Origin of the sequence: Miniimonas arenae (genome assembly GCF_006351005.1) — a bacterium.
GTDB classification, from domain to species: domain Bacteria; phylum Actinomycetota; class Actinomycetes; order Actinomycetales; family Beutenbergiaceae; genus Miniimonas; species Miniimonas arenae.
The window spans coordinates 194,918-221,872 of record NZ_VENP01000001.1 but is presented as its reverse complement, the minus strand read 5'-3'; the positions used below and the strand labels follow the sequence as shown (position 1 = coordinate 221,872).

Here is a 26,955-nt window from a genome sequence, read left to right as displayed (position 1 = left end):
CGGCAGGCCTGGTACGCGCCGCGCTTGCGACCGAGGCGGCCGAACCTACTGCCAGTCCCGTGAGCAAGGTGACAGCAGCTGCCTTCATGAGGATCTCCATCGGTCGATCTCCCGTTTCAGAGGGCTGGGTCCGCACGGACTGAGATCGTGCAAAGAGACTGGGTCGTCAACTACAGGTGGCTTGGATGTCACATCATGCGCGGGTGGCTTCGGTCTACGAGCGCCGTCCGTTGTCGACTCCGCGGTTGCTTCGCGCGTCTGTGCGAACCGGAGATGCGAGCCAGGCGGTGGCGAGGATCGCGAGCACCAGTGCTGAGAGCACCGGCCACGGAACGACGACCACGACGGCCGGGAAGGTCAAAGCGCCGATCAGCAGCGGAACTGCCGTCGTGACCAAGGCCAGCAGGGCGCCGAGGACGGTGATGACCATGACCTGGGTCCGAAGGACGCGGGAGGCCCACGACCTGTTCAGACCTACGGCGCTCAGGGTTGGCCTGTAGAGGTCCAGGATGCGCGCTTGGGACCTGGTGGCGAGGAGAGCAGCACCGATCGCGAGGCTCGACGTGACGACGAGTGCGATCCAGACGGGGGGCGGAATCGAGGGCGTTCGGCGCTCCCCACCGAACTGGGCGAGTGTGACGTCCAAGCCGGCCTCCTCGAGCCGATCGCGAACCAGCGCGAACTGGTCCGCCGTCACAGGGCCGAACACGGTTGCCTCAGGAGCGGTCTCCAGGCCTAGTTCGTGAGCTCCCGACGTGAGCATGACGCCCGCCAGCGCGTTCCCCCAATCTGGGCACGCCACAGGACCAGCCGGAACCGGTGCGGTCTTGCTGCCGTCGTTGAACCAGAGGGTCTGTAGCGGCCCGGTACCGCCGTTCAGGAGGAGGACCCCACCCCGGTCCAGGACCTGAGCGGCGCCGTCATCCAGCGCTCCGCACATCCGCGCCGCGTCGGCCGCCGACCCGAGGGCGACGAGATAGCCGAGCCCCGGCTCGTTCACCGTGACGTATTGCTCCGCGCTGACCACCGCGAACTGCTCGACCTCCCAGGCGTCCGGCGCGCTCTCCCGCGCGATGGCGAGGGCCTCGGAGGGCGGTGCGACGAACGCGTTGTTCGTCGCGATCACGAGCTGGTCGCGTCCCGCGTTCGTGCGCATCAGCGCGGAGCCGCTGGACTGAACCGACGCGACGAGCGTCGCCATGACGAGCGACGGTGCGAGGGTTGCTGTCAGGAGGGCGACGGCGATCCCGACTCGGGTGCGGTCCCCGGCCAGCTGCCGCTTCGCGAGCCGGATCGACGGCCGTCGATCCGGCAGGTGATCGACGACGACGCGAACGGCCGAGGGCGCGATGAGCGCCGCACATGCCACGCACGCTGCCGTGAGCCAGACGATGTCGAACATGGTGCGGAGTGAGGCCCCGAGCCAGAGTATCGCCACGACACTCAGCGCGATCGCGACGAGCCGGAGGTAGCTCATCGTCCTCGCCGGTACACGGTGACCGAGCTCGGCCAGTGCACGCGCGGGTCGGCGAAGCGCGAGGCCCACCACGGTCAAGGCCAGCGCCAGCAGCGTGGACGCCACCACGGTGGCGACACCCGCCCACGGCACGACGGGCGGCGCCAGGACGTGGGGGGCGACTGCCGCGGTGAGCGGGCGTGCCAGGAGTCCCAGGCCAGCGCCGACCACGCTCCCCCCTCCTGCGCCGATCGCCACCCAGGTCGCCCACGCCCCGACGGCCGCACCGACGGCGGGGCCACTCGCGATGCCGAGGACCCGGAGCACGCCGATCGAGCGGCGGAGCCGGCGCTCCGCGGTCAGAACCACGACTGCTGCGAGCCCGGCGGGCGCGAGGATCGCAGGGATCGTGAACGCGAACGGGTACTGGTCCACGAGCGTGGGCGACGGGTTCGTGAGCAGATCCTCCCGAGTTTCGAGCGAGGGGAGCGACGCGACGAGCCCGGCCTCGGCCAGGGCTGAGACGACCTCGTCTGCCGAGGTCCCGGCCCAGAACACCGTGAGCGAGGCGGCGACGTTCGGGAACGTCCGACTCAGGGAGGACCAGTCGAACGCGTTCCACGTCCCCTCCGCTGCGAGCACCTGGCGTGAGTCCAGGCCGTAGGCATCGCGCACCACACCGACCACCTGGAGGCGCTCCGTTCCCGACAGCACCTCGAGTGCTTCTCCATCGAGCTCCCGCGCCAGGCGTTCCGTCACCACCACTTGCGCCGGCTGCCTCGGCCAGTGGCCGGACTCCAGCGTGTACCGGTCGAACAGTGCGTCCGACCAGTCCGTCTCGGCGTAGTACAGCGCGGTGTAGAGCCCGCCGGTGACTCGCAGGTCCAGCGACTCGAGCAGGGTCGCCTCCGCCGTTGCCCCCGCATTGCGTGCGGCGTCACGGACCCGAACCGCTGGTTCGGGGTCCTCGCGCACGTCCGCCTCCACTTGGACCCCGCCGTCGTACCCGCCCAGCTCACGGTCGGCGACCTGTTCAGGAGTCGGGCTCAGCGCGATCAGGACGCTGTACGCCAGCACGAGGACGCTGGCGACCGCGGCGATCAGCATCCCCGAACGCCGCGCCGCGCCGCTCCGCGCGAACGTGCGCCACAGCGCGGGCAGGTGGAGCCCGGAGCTCACAAACTCACCTCACGCGCGTGCAGCTGGCCATCGATGATGTCGAGCACGACGTCGGCAAAAGCCTGCAGAGCGGGATCGTGGGTGGCCACCACGACCGTCACTCCTCGGTCCGCGGCCGCCCGGAGCAGCAGGTACACCTCCCGCGACGTCACGGAGTCGAGCGCACCCGAGGGCTCGTCCGCGAGCAGGAGGGTGCGGTCACCGACAAGAGCACGCGCGATCCCGACCCGTTGCCGCTGGCCGCCCGAGAGGTGCGCCGGTAGGCGATCCTCGAGCCTTGCGAGCCCGACGTCGCCCAGCGCGCTCCCAGCGGCGGTGCGCGCCGTGCTCGCCGCCGAGCCGACGGCCTCGAGGGGGAGCATCACGTTCTCGAGCGCCGAGAACTCCTCGATCAGCAGGTGCTCCTGGAAGACGCACCCAACGCGTCGGAGTCGGAAGTCAGCGCGGGCCGGGTCGCTCATGTGGCCGAGATCGAGCCCGTCCACGTGGACCTGGCCGCGGGACGGGACGTCGAGCCCGCTCATGAGGTTGAGCAGAGTCGACTTACCCGAGCCCGATACGCCCTGGATCACCGTGAACGAACCCGTCTCGAACACATGGGATGCGTCCCGGACCGCCCACACCTGCGACTCGCCCTCGCCGTAGCACTTGCCGGCGCCGGCCAGCACGACCCGGCTCACTGCACCACCCGGCACAGACCGTGCGCTGTGCTCATCGGGTCAGCAACCGCCGTTCACCTTCCACGACGTCAGCTTGTCGTAGTTCGGAAAGGGAATGCTCGAGACCTCCGAGCCTTTCGGCATCGCGAAGCACGAACCGGTGCCGTTTGCGAGCGTGTACCATGCGCCGTTCGAGCCCGTCTTGTTCTCCCACGCCGACGTCTTGTTGTCGGCGCCACTGCTCACGTTCGACAGGCCGCTTCCGCCCGACTTTGTGCCAAGGAGACCGACCCAGGCGGGATCGATGTAGATGCAGGCCAACGATGAACCGCAGAGGTTCGATCCCGCCTGCGCCGAGGCCAACGGAAGACCGATCGCCCCCATGGTGAGGATCCCCGCGACGATCGCGGCCTTGAGCCTCCGGGAGCGCGCTCCCGAACTTCCTACAGCACCCATGCCCACTCCTTCGTGCGCGGTTCGGTCGCGTGGCGGCGCAACGTCCGCCGGTTGCGACCGAGCGGTTGCCCGGTCGTTGAAGGACACATCCGGACAGCGCCGTTCCGCTGTGCCTTCGACGAGACATCACGAGAGGAGGCCGGTTCGTCCCCGAATGTGATCTAGATCACATCTCGTGACGAGCCCCGGGCCTGACGCGATGACAGGCATGGGAGGTGGAGGAAAGGGCCGGCGTTTCTTCGCCGTCGTCGGCGCGGTGGCGCTCATGGGGGCCGCGCTTGCACAACCTGCGGCGGCAGAGGACGAGATCGTGTCACCTCAGGCTTCGAGTGACTGCCCGGCGGGCCAGATGTGCTTCTGGACGAGCGTGCAGTACGGCGGCCAGATGTACGGGCGATCCACGACGGGTACGCTCGCCGCGTCCACGGCACGGTCGGCGTGGAACCGGACGGGCAAGGCCGTGCGGGTGTACGCATCGGCGAGTGGAAGCGGGTCGAGCACGTGTCTGGCGGCGGGGACGCAGCTGTCGACGACGCTTCTCGCCACGGGGAAGATGGTCATCCTCACGACGTCGTGCTGACGAATCCCGGTGTCGCCGGGACGAGGGAGGCAGTTCGGCGTGACTTCGAGCAGTTTGCTCGCAGCGTCTCGGCGGAGCTGTTGCGGTTCATCGCGTCCAGGTTGGGTGCGCAGGCCGCCGAGGACGTACTGGCTGAGACACTCCTTGTGCTGTGGCGACGGTGGGCGGATGTCCCGGACGGCGTCGAGGCCCGGCGCCGTTGGGTGTACGGGATCGCGAAGAACATGGTGCGGCGGCACGAGCACGAGCAGGCGCTGTCCCGCAACCGGCTGGCTGTGCTGACGAGTGAGCGGCCGGCCCCAGGTGCGCCCGCCGACACTCTCGTGGTTGCGACGCTCTGGGCCGAAGATCTCGTCGAGTCGCTGCCGGGAGACGAGCAACAGGTCGTGCGCCTCGTCGCTATCGACGGGTTGAGCATGTCGGAGGTGTCGGACCGGCTCGGCGTGAGCCCGAGCGCGATCGGCTCGCGGCTGTACCGGGCTCGTCGGCGCCTGCGCCGACTGATCGAGTCGGAGGGAGGTGACCGATGAGCCGCGAGGAACGGAACACGGCGGACGATCGCGAGCTCGCCGTCGAACGGGACGCGGAGCTCGAGGCGGCCCGCATCCGAGACCTGCTCGGGCTGGACTTGAGCCGGGTCGAGCCCGAGGTGAGGGTTCTCGCGCGCGTGCTGAACCGCATCGATGGCAACGGCGACGCCGATGCCGACGCCCCTGACGCCGCGCCGGCGAAGCCCGCGTCTCGCGCGCGTCGGGACCGGGCTCGGTGGCTGCTCGCCGTCGCTGCGGTGCTCGTACTCGGGATCGCGGTGGTGTTCAGCCTGCTGCCGTCGGGATCGGCGATCGCGTCGCCCCCGAGCCTGCACTACACGCTGGAGGACCCGGAGCACGCGGACCGGGCGCCCGAGGCGGCCGGCGTGCTGCACGAGCTGTCCACGGCTGCCGCCGCGTCCACGCCCGTTGGCAGCGGGGACGTGCAGTACGTCGAGAGCCGGGGCTGGAACAGTCCGGCCAACCTCGACGATCCGCACGCGACCATCCGCCCGTTCGAGCAGCAGTGGTGGCTGAGTCTCACGGGGGCCGCGACGCTCACGCAGCGCCAAGGAACCGAGCTGCGCCCCGACGGAACGATCGACCCGGCCCCCGTCACCGCGGGCATCGTGGACTCCACCGACGAGACACCGCCCGGCACTGTTCCCGACAAACCGGCAGAACTCTCCCGGGACCCCGCCGTGCTGGTCGACCAGCTGCTCGTCGGCATGCCGCCGACGTGCGAGGACAGCCAGGCCGAGCGCGCCTGGTGCCTGCTGGACCAGGTGAACGCCCTCACCACCACCTATCTGCTTCCGCCTGACCTCATGGCGGCGGTCTGGGAGATGCTGGCGGGCGAACCCGGAGTCCGCACCCTTGGCTCGGCGGTGGACCGGAAGGGACGCGCCGTCGAGACCGTCACGACGCCGCCCCACGGCTCGGGGTACGACACCACGGTGCGGATCCTGCTCGTCGACCCGACGTCCGGCCAGGTGGTGGGCTCCGAGACCGTCGCGCTCGAGACGGACCTGATGGAGATCGACGGGCCGACCGTCACGGGGTTCGTCACGATCACCGACGCCCGGTGGGTGGCGGAGATCGGTGACACTGCCTAGGTCCCGCTACGCGACGGTCGGCACGTCCAGCGAGGCGCCGCCGGAGGCGTAGATCTCCTCGATCGGCCCGGCGAAGTCGTGGTGCACGAGGGACCGCTTCACCTTGAGGGAGGGCGTGAGGTAGCCGTTCGCCTCGGTGAGGTCGACGTCGAGCACCCGGATCCGTCGGATCGACTCCGCGCGCGAGACGGCGCGGTTGGCGCGCTGCGCCGCCTTCACCAGCGACGCCTGCACCTGCGGGTTCTGCACCGCCTGGCTCACCGACATCGCGGGCAGCCCCTTGCCGGCCAGCCAGCCGGGCAGCATCTCCGGGTCCAGCGTGACGAGCGCCCCGATGAACGGGCGCTGGTCGCCCACCACGACGACCTGCGAGACGAGCGGATGACCGCGGAAGCGGTCCTCGAGCACCGCGGGCGCGACGTTCTTGCCGCCGGCGGTGATGATGATCTCCTTCCGCCGGCCGGTGATCGTGAGGTAGCCGCCGTCGTCGAGCGACCCGAGGTCACCCGAGCGCAGCCACCCGTCCTCGGTGAACGCCTCGGCCGTGGCGCCCTCGTCGCCGTGGTAGCCCCGGAAGACGTGCGGTCCCGCGACCTGGATCTCGCCGTCGTCCGCGATCCGGACCTTCGTGCCCGGGTAGGCCGGGCCGACGGTGCCGATCCGGATGTCGACCGGTCGGTTGACCGTGGTGGGCGCCGTCGTCTCGGTCATCCCGTACCCCTCGAGCACCGTGACGCCGAGGCCGCGGTAGAAGTGGCCGAGCCGCGCGCCCAGCGGTGCTCCGCCGGAGATCGCGTACTGCAGCGAGCCGCCCATCGCCTCGGCGATCTTTCCCAGCACCAGGCGGTGGGCGAGGCCGAGCTGGCCGCGCAGCGCCCGCGAGGGGCCCGACGGCATCTCGAGCGCCCGCGAGTATGCGATCGCCACCCGCGTGGCCCACCCGAACACGCGCTTCTTCACGCCACTCGCGGCCTTCTGCGCCGCGGAGTTGAACACCTTCTCGAACACGCGCGGGACGGCGAGCAGGAACGTCGGGCGGAAGGACTGCAGGTCGGCGACGAGGTTGCGGGTGTCGGGGGAGTGGCCCAGGACGCCCGCCTCGGTGATGCACAGGACCTCGATGAACCGCGCGAACACGTGCGCGAGCGGCATGAAGAGCAGCGTGCGCTGCCCGGGCAGGCCGACGACCTCGCGCAGGTCCGAGCGCGCGCCGTTGCGCGCCAGGTAGATGAAGTTGCCGTGGGTGAGCTGGACGCCCTTCGGGCGGCCGGTCGTGCCGGAGGTGTAGATGATCGTCGCGACGTCGTCGCCGGTCAGGGCCGCCGTGCGATTGGCGACCTCGGTCGGGTCGACGGACCCGCCCTGCGCGGTGAACGCCGCGAGCTTCGCGAACGTCACGATCTCGCGGATGCTGGCCACGGCGGCCTCGGCCACCACGGCGGCGTGCTGGTCGCTCTCGACGAATGCGAGCACCGCGCCGGAGTCGCTCGCGATCCACTGCACCTGCTCGGTGGAGGAGGTCTCGTAGACCGGGACCGGCCGGCCGCCCGCGGTCCACACGGCGAAGTCGACGAGCGTCCACTCGTAGCTCGTGTGGCCCATGATCGCCACGGTCTCACCCGGCTGCAGGCCCCACGCGACGAGCGCCCGCGCGAGCTCGACGACCTCCTGGTGGAACGTCGCCGCGGTCACGCCGCGCCACTGGCCGCCGACCCGGCGCTCGACGATCACCTGGTGCGCGTGCGCCACCGCCCGGTCGCGCAGCGCGCCGGGGATCGAGACCTCGGGCTGGTAGGGGACGACGGCGGGCGACTCGGACACGGACGACATGCCGGACATTGTCGCGGGCGGGGGCGCACAACGGCGACTCGGCGCACCGCGCGGCCGCGTGCCGGGGCGGGTACACGCGCAGCCGGGTCGGCGTGCTTGCGTCCGTACGGACCGGGCCCGGGCGTCAGCCGCGGGGTGCGGCCTCGCCGAGCTCCGCCGACGTCACGACCACGCTCAGCGCCTCACCGTCGGTGGCCTGCGGCGCACCGACCTCGATCGTGAGCGCGCCCGTCACCTTGCCGGCCGCGCGCAGGTCGCCCTCGACGAGCGAGACCTGGTCCGCGGCCTCGGGCGTCGCCAGGAGCACGACGGCGAGCAGCGGTGTGCGCTGGGATGCCTTCGCCTCGCTCTTGACCTTGCGCAGCGCGGAGAGCGCGGCCCCGGCCGTGGCGACGAGACCGCGCAGGGCGAGCTCGCCGTCGTCCGCCGAGCCCTCGGACCCGGATGCCGCACGCAGCGCCTCGCTCGTCGGCCACGACGCGGCGTGCACCGAGCCGCGCCGCCACCACGACCACACCTCCGCCGTCGCGAACGGCAGGAACGGCGCGAACAGGCGCAGCAGCACGTCGAGCGCGAGCCACAGGGTCGCCCGGGCCGAGGCGACCGCCTCGGGGGTGAGGTCGTCGACCGAGCCGTCGTCCGCCGTCGCGCCCCGGCCGTACGCGCGGTCCTTGACCAGCTCGAGGTAGTCGTCGCAGAACGTCCAGAAGAAGGACTCGGTCAGCTCGAGGGCGCGGGCGTGGTCGAAGTCCGCGAACGCGGCGGTCGCGGCGTCCACCACGTCGGCGAGGTCGGCCAGCAGCGCGCGGTCGATGGGCTCGGTGACGGCGGACGGGTCGAGGACCACCTCGGCGTCGGGCGCCGTGGTGAGCGCGAACTTGCTCGCGTTGAGGACCTTGATCGCGAGGCGCCTGCCGATCTTCATCTGGCCGATCTCGAACGCGGCGTCCGTGCCCAGGCGGGCCGAGGCCGCCCAGTACCGCACGGCGTCGGACCCGTGCTCGACCAGCAGGTCCATGGGCGTCACGACGTTGCCCTTGGACTTGCTCATCTTCTTGCGGTCCGGGTCGAGGATCCAGCCGGAGATCGCGGCGTGCCGCCACGGCAGGCCGCCGTGCTCGAGGTGGCTGCGCACCACGGTGGAGAACAACCAGGTCCGGATGATGTCCTGGCCCTGGGGGCGCACGTCCATCGGGAACACCCGCTCGAAGAGGTCCGGGTCGCTCAGCCAGCCGCCCGCGATCTGCGGCGTCAGGGAGCTCGTCGCCCAGGTGTCCATGATGTCGGGGTCGCCCACGAACCCGCCCGGCACGCCGCGCTGGTCGGCGGTGTAGCCCTGCGGCACGTCGGCGGACGGGTCGATCGGCAGCGCGGACTCGGCCGGCACGAGCGGGTGGTCGTAGTCCGGCTCGCCGTCGGCGTCGACCGGGTACCAGACCGGGATGGGCACGCCGAAGAACCGCTGACGCGAGATGAGCCAGTCGCCGTTGAGGCCGCCGACCCAGTTCGCGTAGCGCACACGCATGAAGTCGGGGTGGAAGTCGAGCTCGTCGCCGCGAGCGAGCAGCTCCTTGCGCAGATCGCGGATCGTCCCGTCCGGGAGCTGCCACTCGCGCCCGCCGTTGCGGATGTACCACTGCCTGGACGTGACGATCTCGAGCGGCTTGTCGCCCTTCTCGAAGAAGTTCGCCTTGCGCTGCGTGGCGCGCGGCTCGCCCAGCATCTCACCGGTCTCGCGCAGGCGGTCCACGACGGCGGCGCGCGCCGAGAACGTCGTCTTGCCGGCGATCTCGGCGAACGCGTCGATGCCCGCGGGGGTCGTGATCCAGTCCGGCACCTCGCGCACGAGGCGGCCGTCGCGCTGCACGACCGAGCGCGTGGGCAGGTTGAGCTCGCGCCACCACTGCACGTCGGTGAGGTCGCCGAACGTGCAGCACATCGCGATGCCCGAGCCCTTGTCGGCCTCGGCGGCCTCGTGCGGCAGCACGGGCACCTCGACGCCGAACACCGGCGTCGTCACCGTCGTGCCGAACAGGTGCTGGTAGCGCTCGTCGTCGGGGTGGGCCACGAGCGCGACGCACGCCGCGAGCAGCTCCGGGCGGGTGGTCTCGATGACCACGTCGCGCTCGCCATCGGGCAGGCCTGCCGCACCGTCGGCGTCGGACCGGTGGAAGGCGAGGGAGTGGTAGTGCCCGGGGTAGTCGCGGGCCTCGAGCTCGGCCTGCGCCACGGCCGTCTGGAACGTCACATCCCACAGGCCCGGCGCCTGCGCCTGGTAGGCCTCGCCGCGGGCGAGGTTGCGCAGGAACGCGGTCTGCGCCGTCCGGCGCGCGGTCTCACCGATGGTCTGGTACTGGTGGTTCCAGTCCACGGACAGGCCCAGGTGGCGCCACAGCGCCTCGAACTGCTTCTCGTCCTCGGCGGTGAGCTGCTCGCACAGGCGCACGAACGTGCGCCGGGAGACGGGCACCTGGTCCGCGGCCTTGACGCTCGCGGCGCCGCCCGCGTGCGGGGGCACGAAGTCCTCGCCCTCGAACGGCAGCGACGGGTCGCACCGCACCCCGAAGTAGTTCTGCACGCGCCGCTCGGTGGGCAGGCCGTTGTCGTCCCAGCCCATCGGGTAGAACACCTTGGCGCCGCGCATGCGCTGGAACCGCGCCACGACGTCGGTGTGCGTGTAGGAGAAGACGTGGCCGATGTGCAGGCTGCCGGACGCCGTGGGCGGCGGGGTGTCGATCGAGAACACCTGCTCACGGGTGGCGGTGCGGTCGAACGCGTGCAACTGGTCGGCCTCCCAGGCCGCAGCCCAGCGGTCCTCGAGACCTTCCACGCCCACCTTGTCCGGTACGACGACGGTGCCCGTGGGCGCGTCGTCGGGCAGGGCGGCGGCGGGCAGCGGTGTGCCCGGGGTGGCGTCGGTCATGGTGCCCATCATCCCAGAACGCCGCTCACGTACCGAGCGCAGTCCTGTCCACGGATACGGTGGCCCGCGTGCCGTTCACGTGGTGGGAGATCGCCGGCTTCGTCTCGGGTCTGGCGTGCGTCCTGCTCGCTGCCCGCCGCGCCGTGTGGAACTTCCCGGTCGGGATCGTCAACTCCACGCTCTTCCTCGTGCTGTTCGCGCGCACCGGCATCTACGCCAACGCTGCGCTCCAGATCGTGTTCCTCGCGCTCGGCGTCGCGGGCTGGGTCGACTGGGCGCGCGCCCGGAACCGCGCCCCAGCGAACGGAGGGGCGCACGACGGCGAGGTCCCCGTCCGTCCGGCGCCTCGCCTCGCGTGGTGGGTCGGGATCCCGGCGGCGCTCGCCGTCGCCGTGGGGCTCGTGCTTCTGCTGCGCAGCACGGGGGCCTCGACGCAGCCCGTGTGGGATGCGGTGACCACGGCGTCGAGCCTGCTCGCGCAGGTGTTCCTCAACCGGCGGTGGGTCGGTTCGTGGCCGGTGTGGGTGGCCACCGACGTCGCGCTCGTCGGGCTGTACGCGAGCGTCGGGCTGTGGCTCACGGCGGCGCTCTACGTGGTGTTCACGGGGATCGCCGTCTCCGGCTGGGTCGGCTGGCGGCAGGCCGCGCGGACGGGAGCGAGCGCCCGCGACCCGGGCGGGCGGTTCGCAGCCGCCGAGGCGCGCGCGTGAGACAGTTCGCCCACGGTCTTGTGATCGGCAAGTTCTACCCGCTGCACGTCGGCCACCTCGCCCTCATCCGCGCCGCCCTCGCGCAGTGCGACCGGGTCACGGTCCAGGTGCACGTCTCGAACGTGGAGAGTCTCGACGGCGAGCTGCGTGCCGCGTGGCTGCGCGAGGAGTGCCCGACGGCGCACGTCGTGGTCGGCCGCGACGACCACCCGGTCGACTACACGAGCGAAGCGGCGTGGCAGGCGCACGTCCAGGTGATGCGGGACCTGCTCGACGCCCCCGTCGACGCCGTCGTGACGTCCGACGCCTACGGCGAGGAGCTCGCCCGCCGGTTCGGTGCGACGTGGCTGCGGGTCGACCCGGGTCGGCTCGGCACCCCCGTGAGCGGCCGCGCCGTGCGCGCCGATCCCGCGCGCTGGTGGTGGGCCCTGCCGCCCGCGGTGCGCGCCTGGTACGCACGCCGCGTGGTCGTGACGGGCGCCGAGTCGACGGGCACCACCACGCTGGCGCTCGCGCTCCAGGAGCACTTCGGCACCCCGCCGGTGCCCGAGTACGGCCGGACCTGGAGCGAGATCCGCCCCGGCGGCCTGGCGACGCCGTGGCACTCCGCGGAGTTCGACCTCATCGCCCGCGAGCAGGCGCGACTCGAGGAGGACGCCGCCCGGCGCACGCCGGTCCCGCTCGTCGTCGCCGACACCGACGCGCTCGCCACCGCGCTGTGGCACGAGCGCTACGTGGGCGGCCCCTCGCCGTCGGTCCTCGCGCTCGCCGAGCCGCGCCGGCCGGACCTCTACCTCCTGACCGGCGACGAGATCCCGTTCGTGCAGGACGGGCTGCGCGACGGCGAGCACATCCGGCACGCGATGCAGGCGCGGTTCCGTGAGGTGCTCCAGGTGAGCGGGGTGGCGTGGGTGGAGCTGCGCGGCGACCCGGGGGAGCGGCTCGCGGCGGCCGTCGCGCTCGTCGAGCCGCTCCTGGCCACCCCTCGCGCGCTCGCGGACCCGTTGCCGCAGGTGGGCGGGGAGGACTTCGCCGCAGTGGCGGGAGCAGGGGCGTAGCCGCCGGACGGTCCCGGTCGGGGGCAGCGGCGGGTTGCGTCGCCGTGCGGTGCTGCGGCGGGTGCGGTTCGAACGTCGACACGCGAGGGGCGTTCCGGATGTCGGTCCCTGGGAGGATGCTGGGAGCACCGACCCGCCGCCGCACCGGGCGGCCGGCAGCACGAGAGGACGACCCACCATGCGCATCAAGAACGCGCAGCCGCAGCAGCCCGCAGGCGACGACGACGAGGCCACCCAGCCGCCCGCCACCGACGGCGAGACGGTCGAGGGCAAGGGCTTCTACGGCACGAACGGAGAGACCGAGGAGAAGAACTGACGCGCGCGCGTCGGGGCGGCGCCGCGGGCCGGCCCGGGACGCCGGCCCGGGCGCCGGGCCGGGGACCGAGCAGGCAGACTGACGGCGTGAACGACGACCACGGCCACGTCCCGTCCGCCCCGACCCGCCCGGGAGCGGGTCGACCCGTGGCCGAGGGGGATGCCGCGGCCGCGCCCGCGCACGCGATGACGCTCGCCGAGCTGTTCGGCGACGGCGCCGAGGCGGACACGGTCGAGGGGCTCGACGAGAAGCTGCGTCAGGCCTACTTCTGGATGGTCAACCACGCGATCATCTCCCCGCACTACGACGTGGAGTTCACCGACCCCACCCGGCCCGGGCTCGACCTGCCGATCGGCGACTCGGGCCTGCGCGTCACGCTGCCGAGCGATCAGTCCTACTCCTCGTTCGTGCTGCTTCCGCTGCTCACGTTCGCGGTCCGCGGCCGGTGCCTGCTCGTGGGCGGACCGGGGCGCGGCAAGACCTCCTCGGCGCTGCTCATGGGCCTGCTCGCGGGCTACTCGCTGCAGGAGGTGCGCCGCGCGGTGCAGCACGGTCACCCGCAGCTGACCGTGCAGGACATGTTCGGCACGCCGCTGCCGCGCGACCTCGTCGCCGCGGAGTCGCTGGCGGAGATCGACGTCGCCTGGCGCACGTGGCTCGGCATGCGGGTGAAGATCGTCGACGAGTACAACCGGATCCCCACCCGCACGCAGTCCGCCCTGCTCACCGTGCTCGCGGACTCCTACGTCGAGGTCTTCGACCAGCTCTACGAGACGCCGCCCGCCGCGTGGTACCTCACGGCCAACGACGACGCCGGGGGCGGCACGTACCAGGTGGTGGACGCGCTGCGTGACCGCATCGACGTCGTCGTCCGGGCGCTCTCGTTCAACCCGCGCTTCCTCGGCGACCTCGTCGAGCGGCTCGAGACCGGGCGCCACCCGGAGGCCGCCGTCCCGGAGTCGGTGATCTTCTCCCACGCCGAGCACGACGCGCTGCACCGCGCCGTCCTGGCCGTTCCGCTCCCGAGGCCGGTGCGCCGTCGGCTGGAGTACTTCGCCTCCCAGCTCGAGGTGCTCCCCGAGGCGGGGTGGCAGGTGGAGTACCGCACGAAGGACACCGCGCGCCTGGCCGCGGTGGACGTGCACGACCTCCTGGCCTCCGGCGGCGCGCGCGACCCGTACGCCGACATCGGCATGCAGACGCTGACCGGTCTGTCGGTGCGCGCGCTGCAGTCGCTCGTCGTCTACGCCAAGGCGATGGCGTTCTTCCGCGGCAACGCCGAGGTGAGCGTCGAGGACGTCGCCGCCGTGCTGCCGTTCGTGCTGCACGACAAGCTCCAGCCCGACCTGGACGCCGTCGCGTTCGAGGAGGAGGGTCGAGCCGCCCTGCGCACCGACCGCGTCTCCTGGATCCGGGACCTGTTCGCGACGGCGTGCCGCGAGTACGAGCGTGAGTCGCTCGACGACATCGACCCCGTCGGGGAGATCCTCGCGACGCTCGACCGCGGGCTCGACGGCGTCCCGGCCGAGGAGGTCCGCCGTCGCCTGTCGCGCATCGAGGGCATCCTGCGGGCGTGGGCGCACGCGACGAAGCCGCACGGCCACGTCGTGGACGACGCGCTCGCGCTCAAGTACGCACACCAGCGCTACTCCTCCTACCTGCGCTGGCTCGAGGTGCGCTGAGGTGCCGACGCCGAGCGCCGCGCAGCCGACGCCGAGCACCGCGCAGCCGGTGACGTCGCCACCGCTGGGCCGTACGACGGGGTCGGGAGGCACGACGGCGTCGCCCGGGTCGGGTGGTCGGCCTCCCTCGCTCGCCGAGCGGATGCCCGCGTTCGCGCGGGCGCTGCGCACCCGCGCCGACGAGGTGGACGCGGCGCTCGCCTTCGCGCACGCCGCCGGCGTGCGCGATCCCGCCGAGGTCGTCGCCGACCTCGAGCCGTGGGAGTCGGTCGTGGCCGGTGCGACGCGTGCCGCGGGCGCGCCGGGGGAACGGCCCGTGGCCGGCTCCTCGGGCACGTCGGGAACCTCGGGCGTCCCCGGCACCCCGGGCCCCGCGGGCGCGTCGGCCGGCGGTGACGCCACCGACCAGGCCGCGGCGCTCGCCGTCGCCGTCGTGACGCTCGCGCTGCGCCTCGCCGGGCAGGCCCGGTGGCGCGAGGGTTCTGCGGCACGGTGGGCCGTCCGCGAGGTGGGCCCGCGGCTGGACTGGTGGCACGCCGTCGGCGGCGCGTCGGCCGCCCGCCTGCGCGACCTCGTCGCGGCCGCGGAGGTGCTGGCCCCCACGCCCACCGCCCGGGCCTGGGCGGACCGCCTCGCGGGGCTGCCCGACCCCGGCGAGCGCGCACGGGAGGCGATCGCGGTGTGCGCGTGGCGGTCGGGCGCGGTGCGACTGCGGGCGGCGGCGCTCGACGCCGCGGGCGCGCTGCCCGGGCCGGTGGCCGAGGCCGCGCTGGGCGTCCCGGCCGACCGGGTGCCCGGCGTGCTGACGCGCGCCGCGACCGACCCCTGGTGGTGGCCTGGCGCACCCGAGCACGGCGTGCTCGCCCGGATCCCGACGTTCCGCGGCGACGGTGGTCGCTGCCTCGGGCTCCCGCAGGTCGTCCAAGCGGCCTGGGCGCCCGCCGGTCCCCACCCCGCGGCGTGGGTCGTGCGCGACACCGCCGACGGCACCCGCTGGACCGTGCTCGGCGACGCGCTCGGCGCCGAGCTCGTCCCCGCGTCCGGCGCCGACCGCGAGGGTGGCGGCGACGCCGCCGGCGCTGCCGACGCCGCCGGCGCTGCCGACACAGCGGACACAGCCGACGTCGACCTGCGCGGACTCGTCGTGGGCAGCGTGCCCTGGGACGACGCGATCACGGGCCTCGCCGCCCAGGGCGAGGTGCTCCTGGTGAGCCGGCGGCACTCCTACGTGCTCGACGTCGTGCGCCCCGTGCGGCGACCCGCGTGAGCCGCGCCGAGGAGCGACGGGCCGCCCTGGCTGCGCGATGGCTCGCGAGCTGGCCCGATGCGCTGAGGGCGTGGGGCACGACCACGCGCGTGGCCGACCCGGTCCTGCACGTGCGCGCCACGCGCCACCCGGCGAGGTCGTTCGCGTGGTTCGACGGCGCGGCGGTGCGGGTGCACGTCGACCTCGTGCAGGTCGAGCGGTTCGGCCTGCAGGACCACGCCGTCGCGGTCCTCGGGCACGAGATCGGCCACCACGTCCTCGCGCCGGGCGACGCGCGCACCCGGGTCGCCGTCGCGCACCGCACCCGGCTCGGGCTGATCGACCAGCCCGACCTCGTGGCCACCGTGGCGAACCTCTGGCAGGACATGCTCATCAACGACCGGCTCGAGCGCACCGGCGGCGCGTCCATGGCCGCGGTGTGGCGCGCGCTGCGCCGACCCGACGGCCCGGGAGCGCCCGAGCCGCTCATGGATCTGATACTGCGCGCCGACGAGCTGCTGTGGCGCCTGCCCGCGGGTGACCTCACACCGCGGAGCGGGTCCGGCCGGGCCGACCGCGAGGCGTACGCGCTGCTGCTCTCCCGCCTCGTGCGCGCCTACCGGACCGACCCCGTGGGCGGGGCCGCGGGCTTCGCTGCGCTCGTGCGCACCTACCTGGGGGAGGACCTGGCCTCGGTGCGCCCGGTCGGCTGCTCCGACGTCACCCGCGTCGACGGCGTCCCGGCCGGCATCGCGACCGATCCCCGGCTCACCGGCCCCGTGAGGCATCCCGCGCTCGACCCGGCGGTGGTCGGGGATCTCGAGACCGACGTGGCCGGGGACGGCACCGGCACGAGCCAGGGCGGGCAGCCGCCCCCGCAGGCCGCCGAGCACGGCATCGTCGGCAGCTCGCGGGACGGGGCGACCCCCGCCGACCTCGCCGAGACCATGCGGGCGCTCGGGATGGCGGCGGACCCGCGCACGGTCGCCGCCACGTTGTACCGCGAGCACGCGGCGCCGTACCTCGTCCGGTTCCCGGCGCGGCCCACCGCCCGGGCGAGCGAGCCGCTGCTGGGGGCGCTCGAGCCGTGGCAGCCCGGCGAGGAGATCGGCGACATCGACTGGTCCGCGACCGTGCTCGCCTCCCCGGTCGTGCTCCCCGGCGTCACGACCCGGCGGCGGGTCATGGACGAGGACACCTCGACGCAGCACGCCGACGAGCCGGTGCACCTCGACCTGTTCCTGGACAGCTCCGGCTCGATGCCCGACCCGACCCGCGCGCTCGCGCCCGTGGTCCTCGCCGGCGCGGTGCTGGCGCTGTCGGCGCTGCGTGCGGGGGCGAGCGTGCGCGTCACGATCTGGAGCGGTCCGGGTCAGGTGGCGAGCACGCCCGGCTTCGTGCGCCGGCCCGACGAGGCGATGATGGCCCTCATGACGCACTACGGCGGCGGCACGTCGTTCCCGCTCCACGTGCTGCGGCGCACCTACCTCGACGGCGTCGATCGCCGCCCGACCGGGCCGGTGCACGTCGCGGTCGTGTCCGACGCCGGGGTGAGCACGATGTTCCCGCGCCAGGGCGAGGACGTCGGCATCGCGGCGCGTGCGCTGGAGGCCGCGGGCGGCGGCGGGTCCGCCGTGCTCAACGTCTCCTCGGTGCGCGTCGCGCCCGACGTCGCGCCGTTCGACCGGTACGTCGTCAGCTCCGCCGACGACCTGGTCCCGTTCGCGGCCGACTTTGCGCGGCGCTGGTGGGGGAGGGCGCGATGAGTCGGCGCTCCGGGGCGATCCCGCAGGCCGTCCGGCCCGGGCCTCGTGTACCCGGGCCGTCGCTGGCCGAGCTGCGGCGGGCGCTCGCGGACGCGCCCGTCGACCTGCTCGCCCCGCAGACCGACGTGCCCGCGCTGGTCGCCGACCTCGCGGTCGAGCTGGGTGGCGCACCGCTGCCCGCCGACTGGCTGCGCCACCTCGACACCCTCGTGGGTGCGCCAGCGCCCGCGGACCGGCGCGCCGTCGTGGCGCTCGGCCGCCAGCTCGCGCGCACCGCCGGGGTGCGCGACGCCCTCCGCGCGGCGGCCGAGGACGCCGCACCCTGGGCGGTGCAGGTGCTCACCCAGCTCGCGGGTGAGCTCGAGGGCCTGCGTCCGGCCGCCGCGTGGCGCACCGACGGCGCGGAGGAGCTGACGCGCGCCTTCCTCGCGATCGGCGGTTTGCAGCCGGCCGGGGAGAGCGCGGCCGTGTCGGCCGACGCCTGGGCGACGGCGAGCACGCGCTACCAGCGCGTCGTCGCCCGCGACGTGGCGCTCGAGCGGGCACGGGCGGAGGAGCTCGCTCGCGCACTCGCCGAGAAGCGGGCGCGAGAGGCGGCGGCGCAGTATGCGAACTACTGACGCCTCGGCTCCCCGCGCCGGTGAGGCGCACGAGGCGAGCGACCCGGGCGGCGCGAGCGACGCGCGCGGACCGGTGGGCACGAGCGGCCCGAGCGATGGGGAGGACAGGGCTCCCGGAACGACGGGCAGGGGCGGGGCCGAGGCACGGCCCGCCACGGGAGCGCTCGCCCAGCTCGCCGCGGAGTACGAGGCGATGGGCTCGATCGCCCTCACCGACGACGAGCGCTGGCCCGGGGCGGGCGACGGCGACCGGGCGCACCTGACCGCGCTCCTCGCCGAGCCCGGGGCGCCGCGCTGGACGCACCGCACGGGGGACCGGCTCACCGCCGCCGACCTCGCGGCCCTCGCACGCCGGGACGAGGCCGCGCTGATCGGCTCGCTCGCACCGGGCGCCACGACGGGCCCGCCCGACGGCCCGACCAGCACGACGCCCGACGGCGAGCGGCACTCGGGCGGTGCGCCGACGCCCGACGGCGAACCCGCCTGGGTGCGCGCCCTCGTGGAGCGCGCGCACGCCGTCGTGCCCCGCTACCGCGCGTCCGAGCGCGCCGGGCTGACGGGGCCGTCGAGCGCGTTGCGCGACCTCCCGCTCGTCTCGCGGGAGGACCTGGTGCGCGACGTGGCGTCGTACGTGCCGATCGACGTGCCCCTGGACCGCGTGCTCGAGGGGTCGAGCTCGGGCTCGGTCGGCGCCGCGATCCACGTCCCGCTGCACCCCGTGCCGGTCGCGGCCGACCTCCTCGCGCTGCACGCGCTCGTCGAGCGCGTGGGCGTGCCGTGGCGCGCGGAGCCGGACCGGCTCGCGCTGGCGCTGCTGGTGGACCAGGAGCGCGCCTTCACGTACGCCTCGCTCATGCAGGCGTTCCCGGGCTCGTCCGCCGCCGCGGGTGGAGTCGGCCTCGCCTCGCCGCCGCTCATGGCCCGCGTGAACCTGGACCCGCGGGCGTGGGCGTCGGCGTCGGACCGGGACGCCTGGCTCGCCCGGCACGACCCCCAGGTCGTGTCCACGTCGACCCTCCCGCTCCTCACCCTGCTCGCGCTCGCCGAGCGGGGGCTCGCCGTGCGGCCGCTGGCCGTGGTCAACGGCGCCACCCACCTCACGCCTGCCGCGCGCGACCTCGTCCTGGACCGGTGGGGCGCACCCGTCGTGGACGTGTACGGCCTGCGCGAGGTCGGCCTCGTCGCGTGGGCCGGACCGGACGAGGCGCGCGAGGGCGTGCACCGCGTGCTGCCGCGCCGGGTGCACGTCGAGGTGGTCGACGAGGCCGGCCGGCCCGTCCCCGACGGCGTACGCGGCGAGGTCGTGGTGACGGTCGAGGAGAACCCCTACCTCCCGCTGCTGCGCTACCGGACCGGGGACACCGCGGCCCTGCGCCGCGGGTCCGACGGCGTGCTGCTGGTCGCGCTCGAGGGTCGCCACGTCGTCCTGTACCGCGACGCGGCGGGCCGGCAGCGGCCGTCCGTCGAGGCGACCCAGCTGCTGCAGGCGTGCGGGCTGCTCGCGTGGCACCTCCACCAGGACGCCGACGGCGGCCTGACGCTGCTCGCGCTGCCCAGCCCCGGCGTGGGCCGAGCGGGTGCGGAGGAGGCGCGCGACGCCGTCGCGGACTGGCTGGGGCGCGACGTCGAGCTCACCCTCGCGCCGACCGTGGCCGCGTTCCCGCCGGGCAAGCCGCGGCGGTTCTCGGCCGCGGACCGGGCGGTGTGAACGCGCGCGTGGCAGGGGGGTTCACCCGTACGATCGGCCTGCCCGACATCGGGACGGAGGATCCATGACCCAGACGGACGTCGGCGCGCCGCACGCGGACGGGGCCGCCGACCCCCACCCCGAGCCTCGCGCCACGAAGAACGAGAACCGTCTCGCGGCACCGCCGAGCCCGTGGGCCGAGGGCGTCGCGGTCTGGACCGGACGCGTCCTCGTCGTCGCGAGCCTGGTCATGCTCGTGTCGTTCCTCCTGCGGCCCGCGGCGCCCCGCCTCACTCGCGCGATCGACATGACCCTCGGGTTCGTCTCGCTGCCGCACCCCACGCTGTTCTCCGTGGTGCTGACGGCGGTCATCGCCGGCGCGGTGATGCGCCGACTGCGGGCGGCGCTCTGGTTCATCGTGCTCGTGTGGGTCGTGCCGACCGCGGTCGTCGGCGCGGTGGTCGCCATCGGCCTCGGCATCGGCGGCTCGGTGCTCGACGACACGGCCGACACGGGCTCGACCACGGTCGCCATCGCGAGCGCGGTGTTCGCGACGGTCGTGGCGGTGATCCTGATCTCGGCGCGCCGCGCGTTCGTGGCCCGGGTCCGACCCGGTGCCTGGTGGCGTGCCGTGCTCGTGCTGCTGGCCGGCCTGGCCGTGTCCGTCCTCGTCTCCTACCTCCTGCTCGACGTGATGGACGACACGAGCGACGACACCGCGGACCGGGTGAACTGGGCGTTGTCCGTGGCGACCGGGACGTCGCCGCACGAACCGCCGTTCGCGACCGACGCGCACGGCCCGCACTGGTTGGTTCTCGTGGCCAGCGTCATCTCGACGCTGGCCCTCATCGCCGCGATCGTGGTGTTCCTGCGCGGGCGCTCCCGCAACGCGACCGAGGACCTCGAGGACGAGCTGCACACGCGGCGCCTGCTCCTGCAGTACCCGAGCGAGGACTCCCTGGCATACTTCGCGACCCGCGACGACCGGTCCGAGGCGTACTCCGCGAACGGAGAGGCCGCCGTCTCCTACCGCGTGGTCGGCAGCGTGGCGCTCGCGGCGGGCGACCCGATCGGGGACCCGCAGCACTGGGACGACGCCATCGCGCACTGGCTGGACCGCGTGCGTCGGTACGGGTGGGTGCCCGCCGCCACCGCGCTCAGCGAGCGCGGTGCCCGGGCCTACGCCAAGCTCGGCATGAGCGTGGTGGTGCTCGGGGACGAGTCGGTGATCGACACGCGGACGTTCTCGCTCGACGCGCCCGCCCTCGCGCCCGTGCGGCACGCGATCGCGAAGCCGCATCGTGAGGGCTACACCGTGCGGATCTCTCGCGCCGCGGAGATCGACCCCGAGGACCTGGCACAGCTCGTGCACGAGGCGGAGGAGTGGCGGCACGGGGAGGAGCGCGGCTACTCGATGTCGCTGTCGCGGTTCGGCGACCCGCGTGACCCGCGCCAGCTCATCGTGTCCGCCTACGACGCCGAGGGGCGGCTGCGCGGCGTGCTCGGCTTCGTGCCGTGGGGCCGCACGGGAGTCTCGCTGGACGTGATGCGGCGCTCGCCCGAGGCGGTGAACGGGGTCACCGAGCTCATGGTGTCCCAGCTCGCCACCCGCGGCCGGGCGCTCGGCGTCGAGAAGATCTCGCTCAACTTCGCGATGCTGCGCGGCGTGTTCGAGCAGGGCGAGCGCGTCGGCGCCTCGTTCGGAGCCCGGCTGCAGCGACGCGTGCTGCTCCTCGGGTCGCGCTGGTGGCAGCTGGACTCGCTCTACAAGTCCAACCAGAAGTACGACCCGCAGTGGCTCACGCGCTACCTCGCGACGGGGACGGTCAGCCAGCGCACCGCGGCACTCATCGCGTACGGGCGTGCCGAGGGCTTCGTCCCCGAGGGGCCCAGCTGGACGCGCCGGCGGGACCGGGCGCCCGAGCTGAACCGGTCGATGAGCCGCGAGGTGGTCGCGGCCGTGCTCGAGCAGGAGTCCCGGCTGCGCATGCCGGACCCGCCCGCCCGGCGCCTCACCGACCAGCAGCGGGCGCGCGTGGACAAGCTCGAGACGTTGCGCGCCGCGGGCATGGAGCCCTACCCGGTCGGCGTCCCGCGCACGCACCAGGTGGGCGAGGTGACCGAGGAGCTGCTGGGGCAGCACGTGTCGGTCGCGGGCCGCGTGGTGCGGCTGCGCGACCTCGGCGGGGTGGTGTTCGCCGTGCTCCGCGAGAACTCCCGCGAGCTTCAGGTCATCGTCACCGCCGACCGCGCGGAGTCCCGGCCGGACCTCTTCCGCCGCACCGTCGACCTCGCCGACACGATCTCCGTCACGGGGGACGTCACCCGCAGCCGGACGGGGGAGCTCTCGCTGCACGCCAGCGCGTGGACCATGGCGTCCAAGGCGCTGACCCCGCCGCCGGACAAGTTCCGCGGCCTCGTCGACGCCGACTCCAAGGCCCGGCTGCGCCACGTGGACCTCGCGCTCAACGCGGCGCCCACCCGGTTGCTGGTGGGGCGGTCCGTCGCCGTGCGGGCGATGCGCGACGTGTTCGCGGCGCACGACTACCTCGAGGTGGAGACGCCGATCCTGCAGACGGTGCACGGTGGCGCCAACGCACGGCCGTTCCTCACCCACATCAACGCCTACGACATGGACCTCTACCTGCGCATCGCGCCCGAGCTGTTCCTCAAGCGGCTCGCGGTGGGCGGTTTCCAGCGCGTGTTCGAGATCGGCCGGAACTTCCGCAACGAGGGCGTGGACTACAAGCACAACCCCGAGTTCACCTCGCTCGAGGCTTACCAGGCGTACGCGGACTACACCGTGATGCGCCACCTCACCCGCGAGGTCATCATCGCCGCGGCCGTCGCGGTGCACGGGCGGCCGATCGCGATCGCGCCGGACGGCTCGGAGATCGACCTCGACGTCGAGTGGCCCGTGGTGACGTGCCACGAGGCCGTCTCCCGCGCGGTCGGCGAGGAGGTCACGCCGGACACGCCGATCGAGCGGGTGCGCGAGCTGTGCGAGCTCCACGACATCGCGTTCGGCCCCGACGAGACGCACGGCCTGCTCGTCGCCGAGCTGTACGACGAGCTGGTCGAGGGCCAGACCACGTTCCCGACCTTCTACACCGACTTCCCCAAGGAGACCTCGCCGCTGACCCGCGAGCACCGCACCGACCCGCGCCTCGCCGAGCGCTGGGACCTCGTGGCGTTCGGCTCCGAGCTCGGCACCGCGTACTCCGAGCTCGTCAACCCCGTGGACCAGCGGGACCGGCTCACCCGGCAGTCGATGCTCGCGGCGCTGGGTGACCCCGAGGCGATGGAGATCGACGAGGAGTTCCTCTCCGCGCTCGAGTTCGGGCTGCCGCCCACGGGCGGACTCGGGCTGGGCGTCGACCGGTGCTACATGTTCGTCGTGGGCGCGACGATCCGGGAGACCCTGACGTTCCCGTTCACGAAGCCGCAGAGCCGCACCTGACGCGGGGTTCGCCGTCGTCCGTCGTCGCCGAGTGGACGACGCCGCGGGCTCAGCCGGCCACGCGCGGGCGTGCGGGCGGGATCGCCGCGAGCAGCCGGCGCGTGTAGTCCGCCTCGGGCGCCTCGAAGAGCGCGGCGGCCGGGCGCTGCTCGACCGTCCGGCCGTGCTGCATGACGAGGACGTCGTGGCTCATCTGCTGCACCACCGCGAGGTCGTGCGCGATGAACAGGTAGGTCAGCCCCAGCTCGCGCTGCAGGTCCGCGAGCAGGTCGAGCACCTTGGCCTGGATCGAGACGTCGAGCGACGCCGTCGACTCGTCCAGGATGACGACCTCGGGGTCGAGCGCGAGGGCGCGGGCGATCGAGACGCGCTGGCGCTGCCCGCCGGAGAGCTCGTGCGGGTAGCGCGACGCGAACGCCTCGGGCAGGCCCACGAGGTCGAGGAGCTCGCGCACCCGGGCGTCACGCCCGCCGTGCCGCGCCGCGAGGCGGTGCACGCGCAGGGGCTCGCCGATCGCGCCGTCCACCCGGACCCGCGGGTCGAGCGAGGAGAACGGGTCCTGGAACACCATCGCGATGCGCCGGCGCAGCGCGCGCAGCGCTGATCCGCGCGCCGCGAGCACGTCGGTGTCCTCGAGGTGCACGGAGCCGGACGATGCACGGACGAGACCGGTGAGCACGTTGGCGATCGTCGACTTGCCCGAGCCGGACTCCCCGACGATGCCGAGTGTGCAGCCGCGCCGCACGGCGAAGGAGACGTGGTCCACGGCGTGCACCGTCGAGCGGCCCGTGGGCGTCGTCACGGGGAAGTGCACGTCGAGCTCCTCGGCCCGCAGGAGGACCGGCGTGTCGGCGTCCGCCGGCGCGGGGCCGGGGTGGCCGAGCACGGGGCGTGCGGCGAGCAGCTCGCGGGTGTACGGGTGCCGGGGGCGGTCCACGACGTCGAGGATCGGCGCCTGCTCGACGGCCGCGCCCTCGCGCAGCACGACGACGTCGTCGGCGACCTGGCCGATCACCCCGAGGTCGTGACTGATCCAGACGACGGCGGTGCCGGTGCGCTCCTGCAGGTCCCGGACCAGCTCGATGATCTGGGCCTGCGTCGTGACGTCGAGCGCCGTGGTCGGCTCGTCGGCCACGAGCATCAGGGGGTCGCAGGCGAGCGCCACGGCGATCATGACGCGCTGGCGCTGGCCGCCCGAGAGCTGGTGCGGGTAGCCGTCCAGCCGCGTCTCGGGGTCGGGGATCCCGACGGCGGTGAGCAGCTCGAGCGCGCGGCTGCGCGCGGCGCGCCGGGTCAGGTGGCGGTGCACCTCGAGCGGCTCGGTGATCTGCCGGCCGAGCGTGAGCAGCGGGTTGAGCGACGTGGACGGGTCCTGGAAGACGAACCCGATCTCGTTGCCGTGCACCGCGCGCAGCGTGCGCGGGGAGGCGCCGACCAGCTGCGTGGTGCCGGCTCCGCGCAGCACGCTCGACCCGGTCACGCGCGAGGCGGGGGCGTCCAGGAGCCCGGTCGCCGCGAGCACGGTCATCGACTTGCCCGACCCGGACTCCCCGACCAGGCCGAGCGTCTGCCCGCGGTGCAGCGCGAACGAGACGCCGTGCACGATCTCGCGGCGGCCGATCGCCACCCGCAGGTCGGTGACCTCGATGACGGGGCCGTCGGCGGTCTCGGGGCTCATCGCTTCCTCCTCGCCTCGATGACGGTGCGCTGCTTGGGGTCGAGCACGTCGCGCATCCCGTCGCCGAGCAGGTTGAACGCGAGCGCGGTGACGAAGATCGCCAGGCCCGGGAACACGCTCATCCACCACGCCTGGCCGAGGAACCCCTGGGCCTCGGACAGCATGCGGCCCCACGACGGCGACGGCGGCTGCACGCCGAGCCCGAGGAAGGACAGCGCCGCCTCGGACAGGATCGCGAAGGCCAGCGAGAGCGAGGTCTGGACGATGAGGGGCCCGGAGATGTTGGGCAGGACGTGCCGGCCGAGGGTGAACCACGACGGCGTGCCCATCGTGCGCGAGGCCTGCACGTAGGGCTCGACGGCGACCGAGAGCGTCGAGGCGCGCGCCACCCGGGCGAAGATCGGGGTGTAGACGACGCCGATCGCGAGCATGGTCGTCAGCAGCCCGGGCCCCAGCACCGCCACGATCGCCAGGGCGAGCAGCAGCACGGGGAAGGCGAACATCACGTCGACGAGGCGCATGAGCACGGTGTCGAGCCAGCCGCGGGTGAAGCCCGAGACGATGCCGACCGTCACCCCGACGACGAACGCGAACGTCACCGACACGAGGGCCACCTGCAGCGAGACCCCGGTGGCGAGGACCACCCGGGAGAGCACGTCCCGCCCGAGCTCGTCGGTCCCGAACCAGTGGGCGCCCGACGGCGGCTGCAGCGCGTTGACGACGTCGACCTCGTTCTCGCCGTACGGCGCGATCCATCGGCCGAGCACGGCGAGCACCACGACGACGACGAGCACGACGGCGGCCGCGACCGTCACGGGGTTGGTCGCCAGGAGCCGCACCGCGGACAGGCGGCCGGCGGGCTCGGGGGGCACCGGGGCGCCGTCGGCGGGTTCGGCGACGCCCGGCTCGTGCGGGAGCGGGTCGGGCAGGGAGGGGTCGACGAGCGTCATGAGAGCCGGATCCTCGGGTCGATGGCGGCGTAGAGCACGTCGACGACGAGGTTCACCAGGAGGAACATCGCCGCGATGAGGAGCACCGCGCCCTGGATCAGCGGGTAGTCGCGCGCGGCCACGGCGTCGTAGACGAGGCGGCCGAGCCCGGGCCACGCGAAGACCACCTCGACCACGATGACGCCGCCGAGGATGGTCGCGAGCTGGATGCCCGCGATCGTGAGCACCGGGACGAGGGCGTTGCGCAGGATGTGGCGCAGCGTGACGATCCGCGGTGGGAGGCCCTTCGAGCGCGCGGTGCGCACGTACGACATGGAGACCACCTCGAGCACCGCGGCCCGGATGTAGCGGGTCATGATCGCGCCCGCCACGAGCCCGACCGTGAGCCCGGGCAGCAGCACGTGGCTGAGCCACCCGCCGGGGTCCTCGAGGAACGGCGTGTACCCGCTGGAGGGCAGCCAGCCGAGCGTGGCGGCGAACAGCGTGATGAGCAGGATGCCGAGCCAGAAGTCCGGGACCGAGACGCCGAGCTGGCTGCCGACGCGGATCACGGCGTCGGACACGCGCCCTTCGTGCAGGGCCGCCCAGATGCCCAGGGGTAGCGCGATGACGAGGGCGATGACGAGACCGACGACGGCGAGCGACGCCGTCGCCGGCAGCCGGTCGGCGAGGCTGACCGCGACCGGCTGGCCGGTGCGGAAGCTCACCCCGAGGTCGCCGGTCAGCGCACTCCCGACGTAGGAGACGAACTGCGCCGGGAGCGGGCGGTCCAGACCCGACGCGGCGCGCAGGGCGGTGTAGGCCTCCTCGGTGTACCGGGTGCCGAGCGCGATCCGCACCGGGTCGCCCGGCACGAGGTGGACGATCGAGAACGTCACGACCATGACACCGAGCAGCACGATCGCGGAGTAGACGACGCGGCGCGCGAGGAAGCGTGCCACGGGGTGGGCGAGGAAGGCGGGCACGGCGCTCCCGGGTGCTCGAGCCGGTTGCGTGTCCCACGGGCCGGTCGGCCCGCGGGACACGCGCCCGGCGGTGATCGTCAGGACACCTC

The 26,955-nt window shown here is 73.7% G+C and carries 20 protein-coding genes; 12 read left to right on the top strand and 8 right to left on the bottom strand.

Features of this window, described 5'->3' with window-relative positions; all coding sequences use genetic code 11:
- Positions 1-214: 214 nt before the first annotated feature.
- From FH969_RS00965 to FH969_RS00955, 3 genes are read right to left on the bottom strand one after another with little or no spacing between them, the layout of a single operon-like run.
- Positions 215-2,635 carry a hypothetical protein gene (locus tag FH969_RS00965; RefSeq protein ID WP_139985471.1) on the bottom strand — a complete coding sequence of 807 codons (2,421 nt, stop codon included), beginning with the start codon at positions 2,633-2,635 and terminating at the stop codon, positions 215-217.
- On the bottom strand, positions 2,632-3,315 hold the full coding sequence (locus FH969_RS00960) for an ABC transporter ATP-binding protein (RefSeq protein WP_139985469.1): 684 nt from the start codon (positions 3,313-3,315) through the stop codon (positions 2,632-2,634). The genes FH969_RS00965 and FH969_RS00960 overlap by 4 nt, the downstream gene beginning before the upstream one ends.
- Positions 3,316-3,354: 39 nt before the next feature.
- Positions 3,355-3,750: a hypothetical protein gene (locus tag FH969_RS00955; protein WP_139985467.1), complete on the bottom strand. Its 396-nt coding sequence runs from the start codon at positions 3,748-3,750 to the stop codon at positions 3,355-3,357.
- 199 nt (positions 3,751-3,949) lie between these two features.
- Here FH969_RS00955 and FH969_RS16100 point away from each other — a divergent pair, with 199 nt between their 5' ends.
- Genes FH969_RS16100 through FH969_RS00940 form a run of 3 tightly spaced genes read left to right on the top strand, consistent with a single transcriptional unit; the run spans position 3,950 to position 5,975 of the window.
- Positions 3,950-4,330, top strand: coding sequence for a peptidase inhibitor family I36 protein (locus FH969_RS16100; protein WP_108719577.1), 381 nt, complete (start codon positions 3,950-3,952; stop codon positions 4,328-4,330).
- A complete protein-coding gene (locus tag FH969_RS00945; protein ID WP_159096582.1) occupies positions 4,324-4,860 on the top strand; it encodes an RNA polymerase sigma factor in 537 nt (178 codons plus the stop codon). The genes FH969_RS16100 and FH969_RS00945 overlap by 7 nt, the downstream gene beginning before the upstream one ends.
- Positions 4,857-5,975 (top strand): CU044_5270 family protein, encoded by a 1,119-nt coding sequence (locus tag FH969_RS00940; RefSeq protein WP_108719579.1) that lies wholly within the window; start codon positions 4,857-4,859, stop codon positions 5,973-5,975. Before FH969_RS00945 ends, FH969_RS00940 begins: the two co-directional genes overlap by 4 nt.
- 6 nt (positions 5,976-5,981) lie before the next feature.
- Here the strand turns inward: FH969_RS00940 and FH969_RS00935 are convergent, their stop codons facing one another.
- Positions 5,982-7,805 (bottom strand): AMP-dependent synthetase/ligase, encoded by a 1,824-nt coding sequence (locus tag FH969_RS00935; RefSeq protein WP_139985463.1) that lies wholly within the window; start codon positions 7,803-7,805, stop codon positions 5,982-5,984.
- A 124-nt stretch (positions 7,806-7,929) separates the two neighbouring features.
- On the bottom strand, positions 7,930-10,728 hold the full coding sequence (gene valS, locus FH969_RS00930) for a valine--tRNA ligase (RefSeq protein WP_139985461.1): 2,799 nt from the start codon (positions 10,726-10,728) through the stop codon (positions 7,930-7,932).
- Between the two features lie 68 nt (positions 10,729-10,796).
- Here valS and pnuC point away from each other — a divergent pair, with 68 nt between their 5' ends.
- From pnuC to lysX, 9 genes are all read left to right on the top strand, one after another.
- Entirely contained in the window at positions 10,797-11,438 is a 642-nt protein-coding gene (gene pnuC, locus FH969_RS00925) for a nicotinamide riboside transporter PnuC (RefSeq protein ID WP_139985459.1), read from the top strand.
- A complete protein-coding gene (locus FH969_RS00920) occupies positions 11,435-12,496 on the top strand; it encodes an AAA family ATPase (protein ID WP_139985457.1) in 1,062 nt (353 codons plus the stop codon). The genes pnuC and FH969_RS00920 overlap by 4 nt, the downstream gene beginning before the upstream one ends.
- Before the next feature lie 178 nt (positions 12,497-12,674).
- Positions 12,675-12,812, top strand: a complete 138-nt coding sequence (locus tag FH969_RS15045; protein ID WP_180359607.1) for a hypothetical protein — start codon at positions 12,675-12,677, stop codon at positions 12,810-12,812.
- 86 nt (positions 12,813-12,898) lie between these two features.
- A complete protein-coding gene (locus tag FH969_RS00915) occupies positions 12,899-14,494 on the top strand; it encodes an AAA family ATPase (protein ID WP_246071623.1) in 1,596 nt (531 codons plus the stop codon).
- Between the two features lies 1 nt (position 14,495).
- A complete protein-coding gene (locus FH969_RS00910; protein ID WP_139985455.1) occupies positions 14,496-15,761 on the top strand; it encodes a hypothetical protein in 1,266 nt (421 codons plus the stop codon).
- Entirely contained in the window at positions 15,758-17,506 is a 1,749-nt protein-coding gene (locus tag FH969_RS00905; protein WP_139985453.1) for a hypothetical protein, read from the top strand. Before FH969_RS00910 ends, FH969_RS00905 begins: the two co-directional genes overlap by 4 nt.
- Positions 17,503-18,126 (top strand): hypothetical protein, encoded by a 624-nt coding sequence (locus FH969_RS00900; protein ID WP_139985451.1) that lies wholly within the window; start codon positions 17,503-17,505, stop codon positions 18,124-18,126. Before FH969_RS00905 ends, FH969_RS00900 begins: the two co-directional genes overlap by 4 nt.
- A complete protein-coding gene (locus FH969_RS00895; RefSeq protein WP_108719583.1) occupies positions 18,113-19,834 on the top strand; it encodes an AMP-binding protein in 1,722 nt (573 codons plus the stop codon). Before FH969_RS00900 ends, FH969_RS00895 begins: the two co-directional genes overlap by 14 nt.
- A gap of 64 nt (positions 19,835-19,898) precedes the next feature.
- A complete protein-coding gene (gene lysX / locus FH969_RS00890; RefSeq protein ID WP_108719584.1) occupies positions 19,899-23,273 on the top strand; it encodes a bifunctional lysylphosphatidylglycerol synthetase/lysine--tRNA ligase LysX in 3,375 nt (1,124 codons plus the stop codon).
- Positions 23,274-23,322: 49 nt separating this feature from the next.
- Here the strand turns inward: lysX and FH969_RS00885 are convergent, their stop codons facing one another.
- From FH969_RS00885 to FH969_RS00875, 3 genes are read right to left on the bottom strand one after another with little or no spacing between them, the layout of a single operon-like run.
- On the bottom strand, positions 23,323-24,951 hold the full coding sequence (locus FH969_RS00885) for an ABC transporter ATP-binding protein (protein ID WP_139985450.1): 1,629 nt from the start codon (positions 24,949-24,951) through the stop codon (positions 23,323-23,325).
- Complete coding sequence (locus FH969_RS00880) at positions 24,948-25,901, bottom strand: ABC transporter permease (protein WP_108719586.1); 954 nt, start codon at positions 25,899-25,901, stop codon at positions 24,948-24,950. Before FH969_RS00880 ends, FH969_RS00885 begins: the two co-directional genes overlap by 4 nt.
- Positions 25,898-26,866 carry an ABC transporter permease gene (locus tag FH969_RS00875; RefSeq protein WP_234417543.1) on the bottom strand — a complete coding sequence of 323 codons (969 nt, stop codon included), beginning with the start codon at positions 26,864-26,866 and terminating at the stop codon, positions 25,898-25,900. Before FH969_RS00875 ends, FH969_RS00880 begins: the two co-directional genes overlap by 4 nt.
- Positions 26,867-26,955 lie beyond the last annotated feature (89 nt).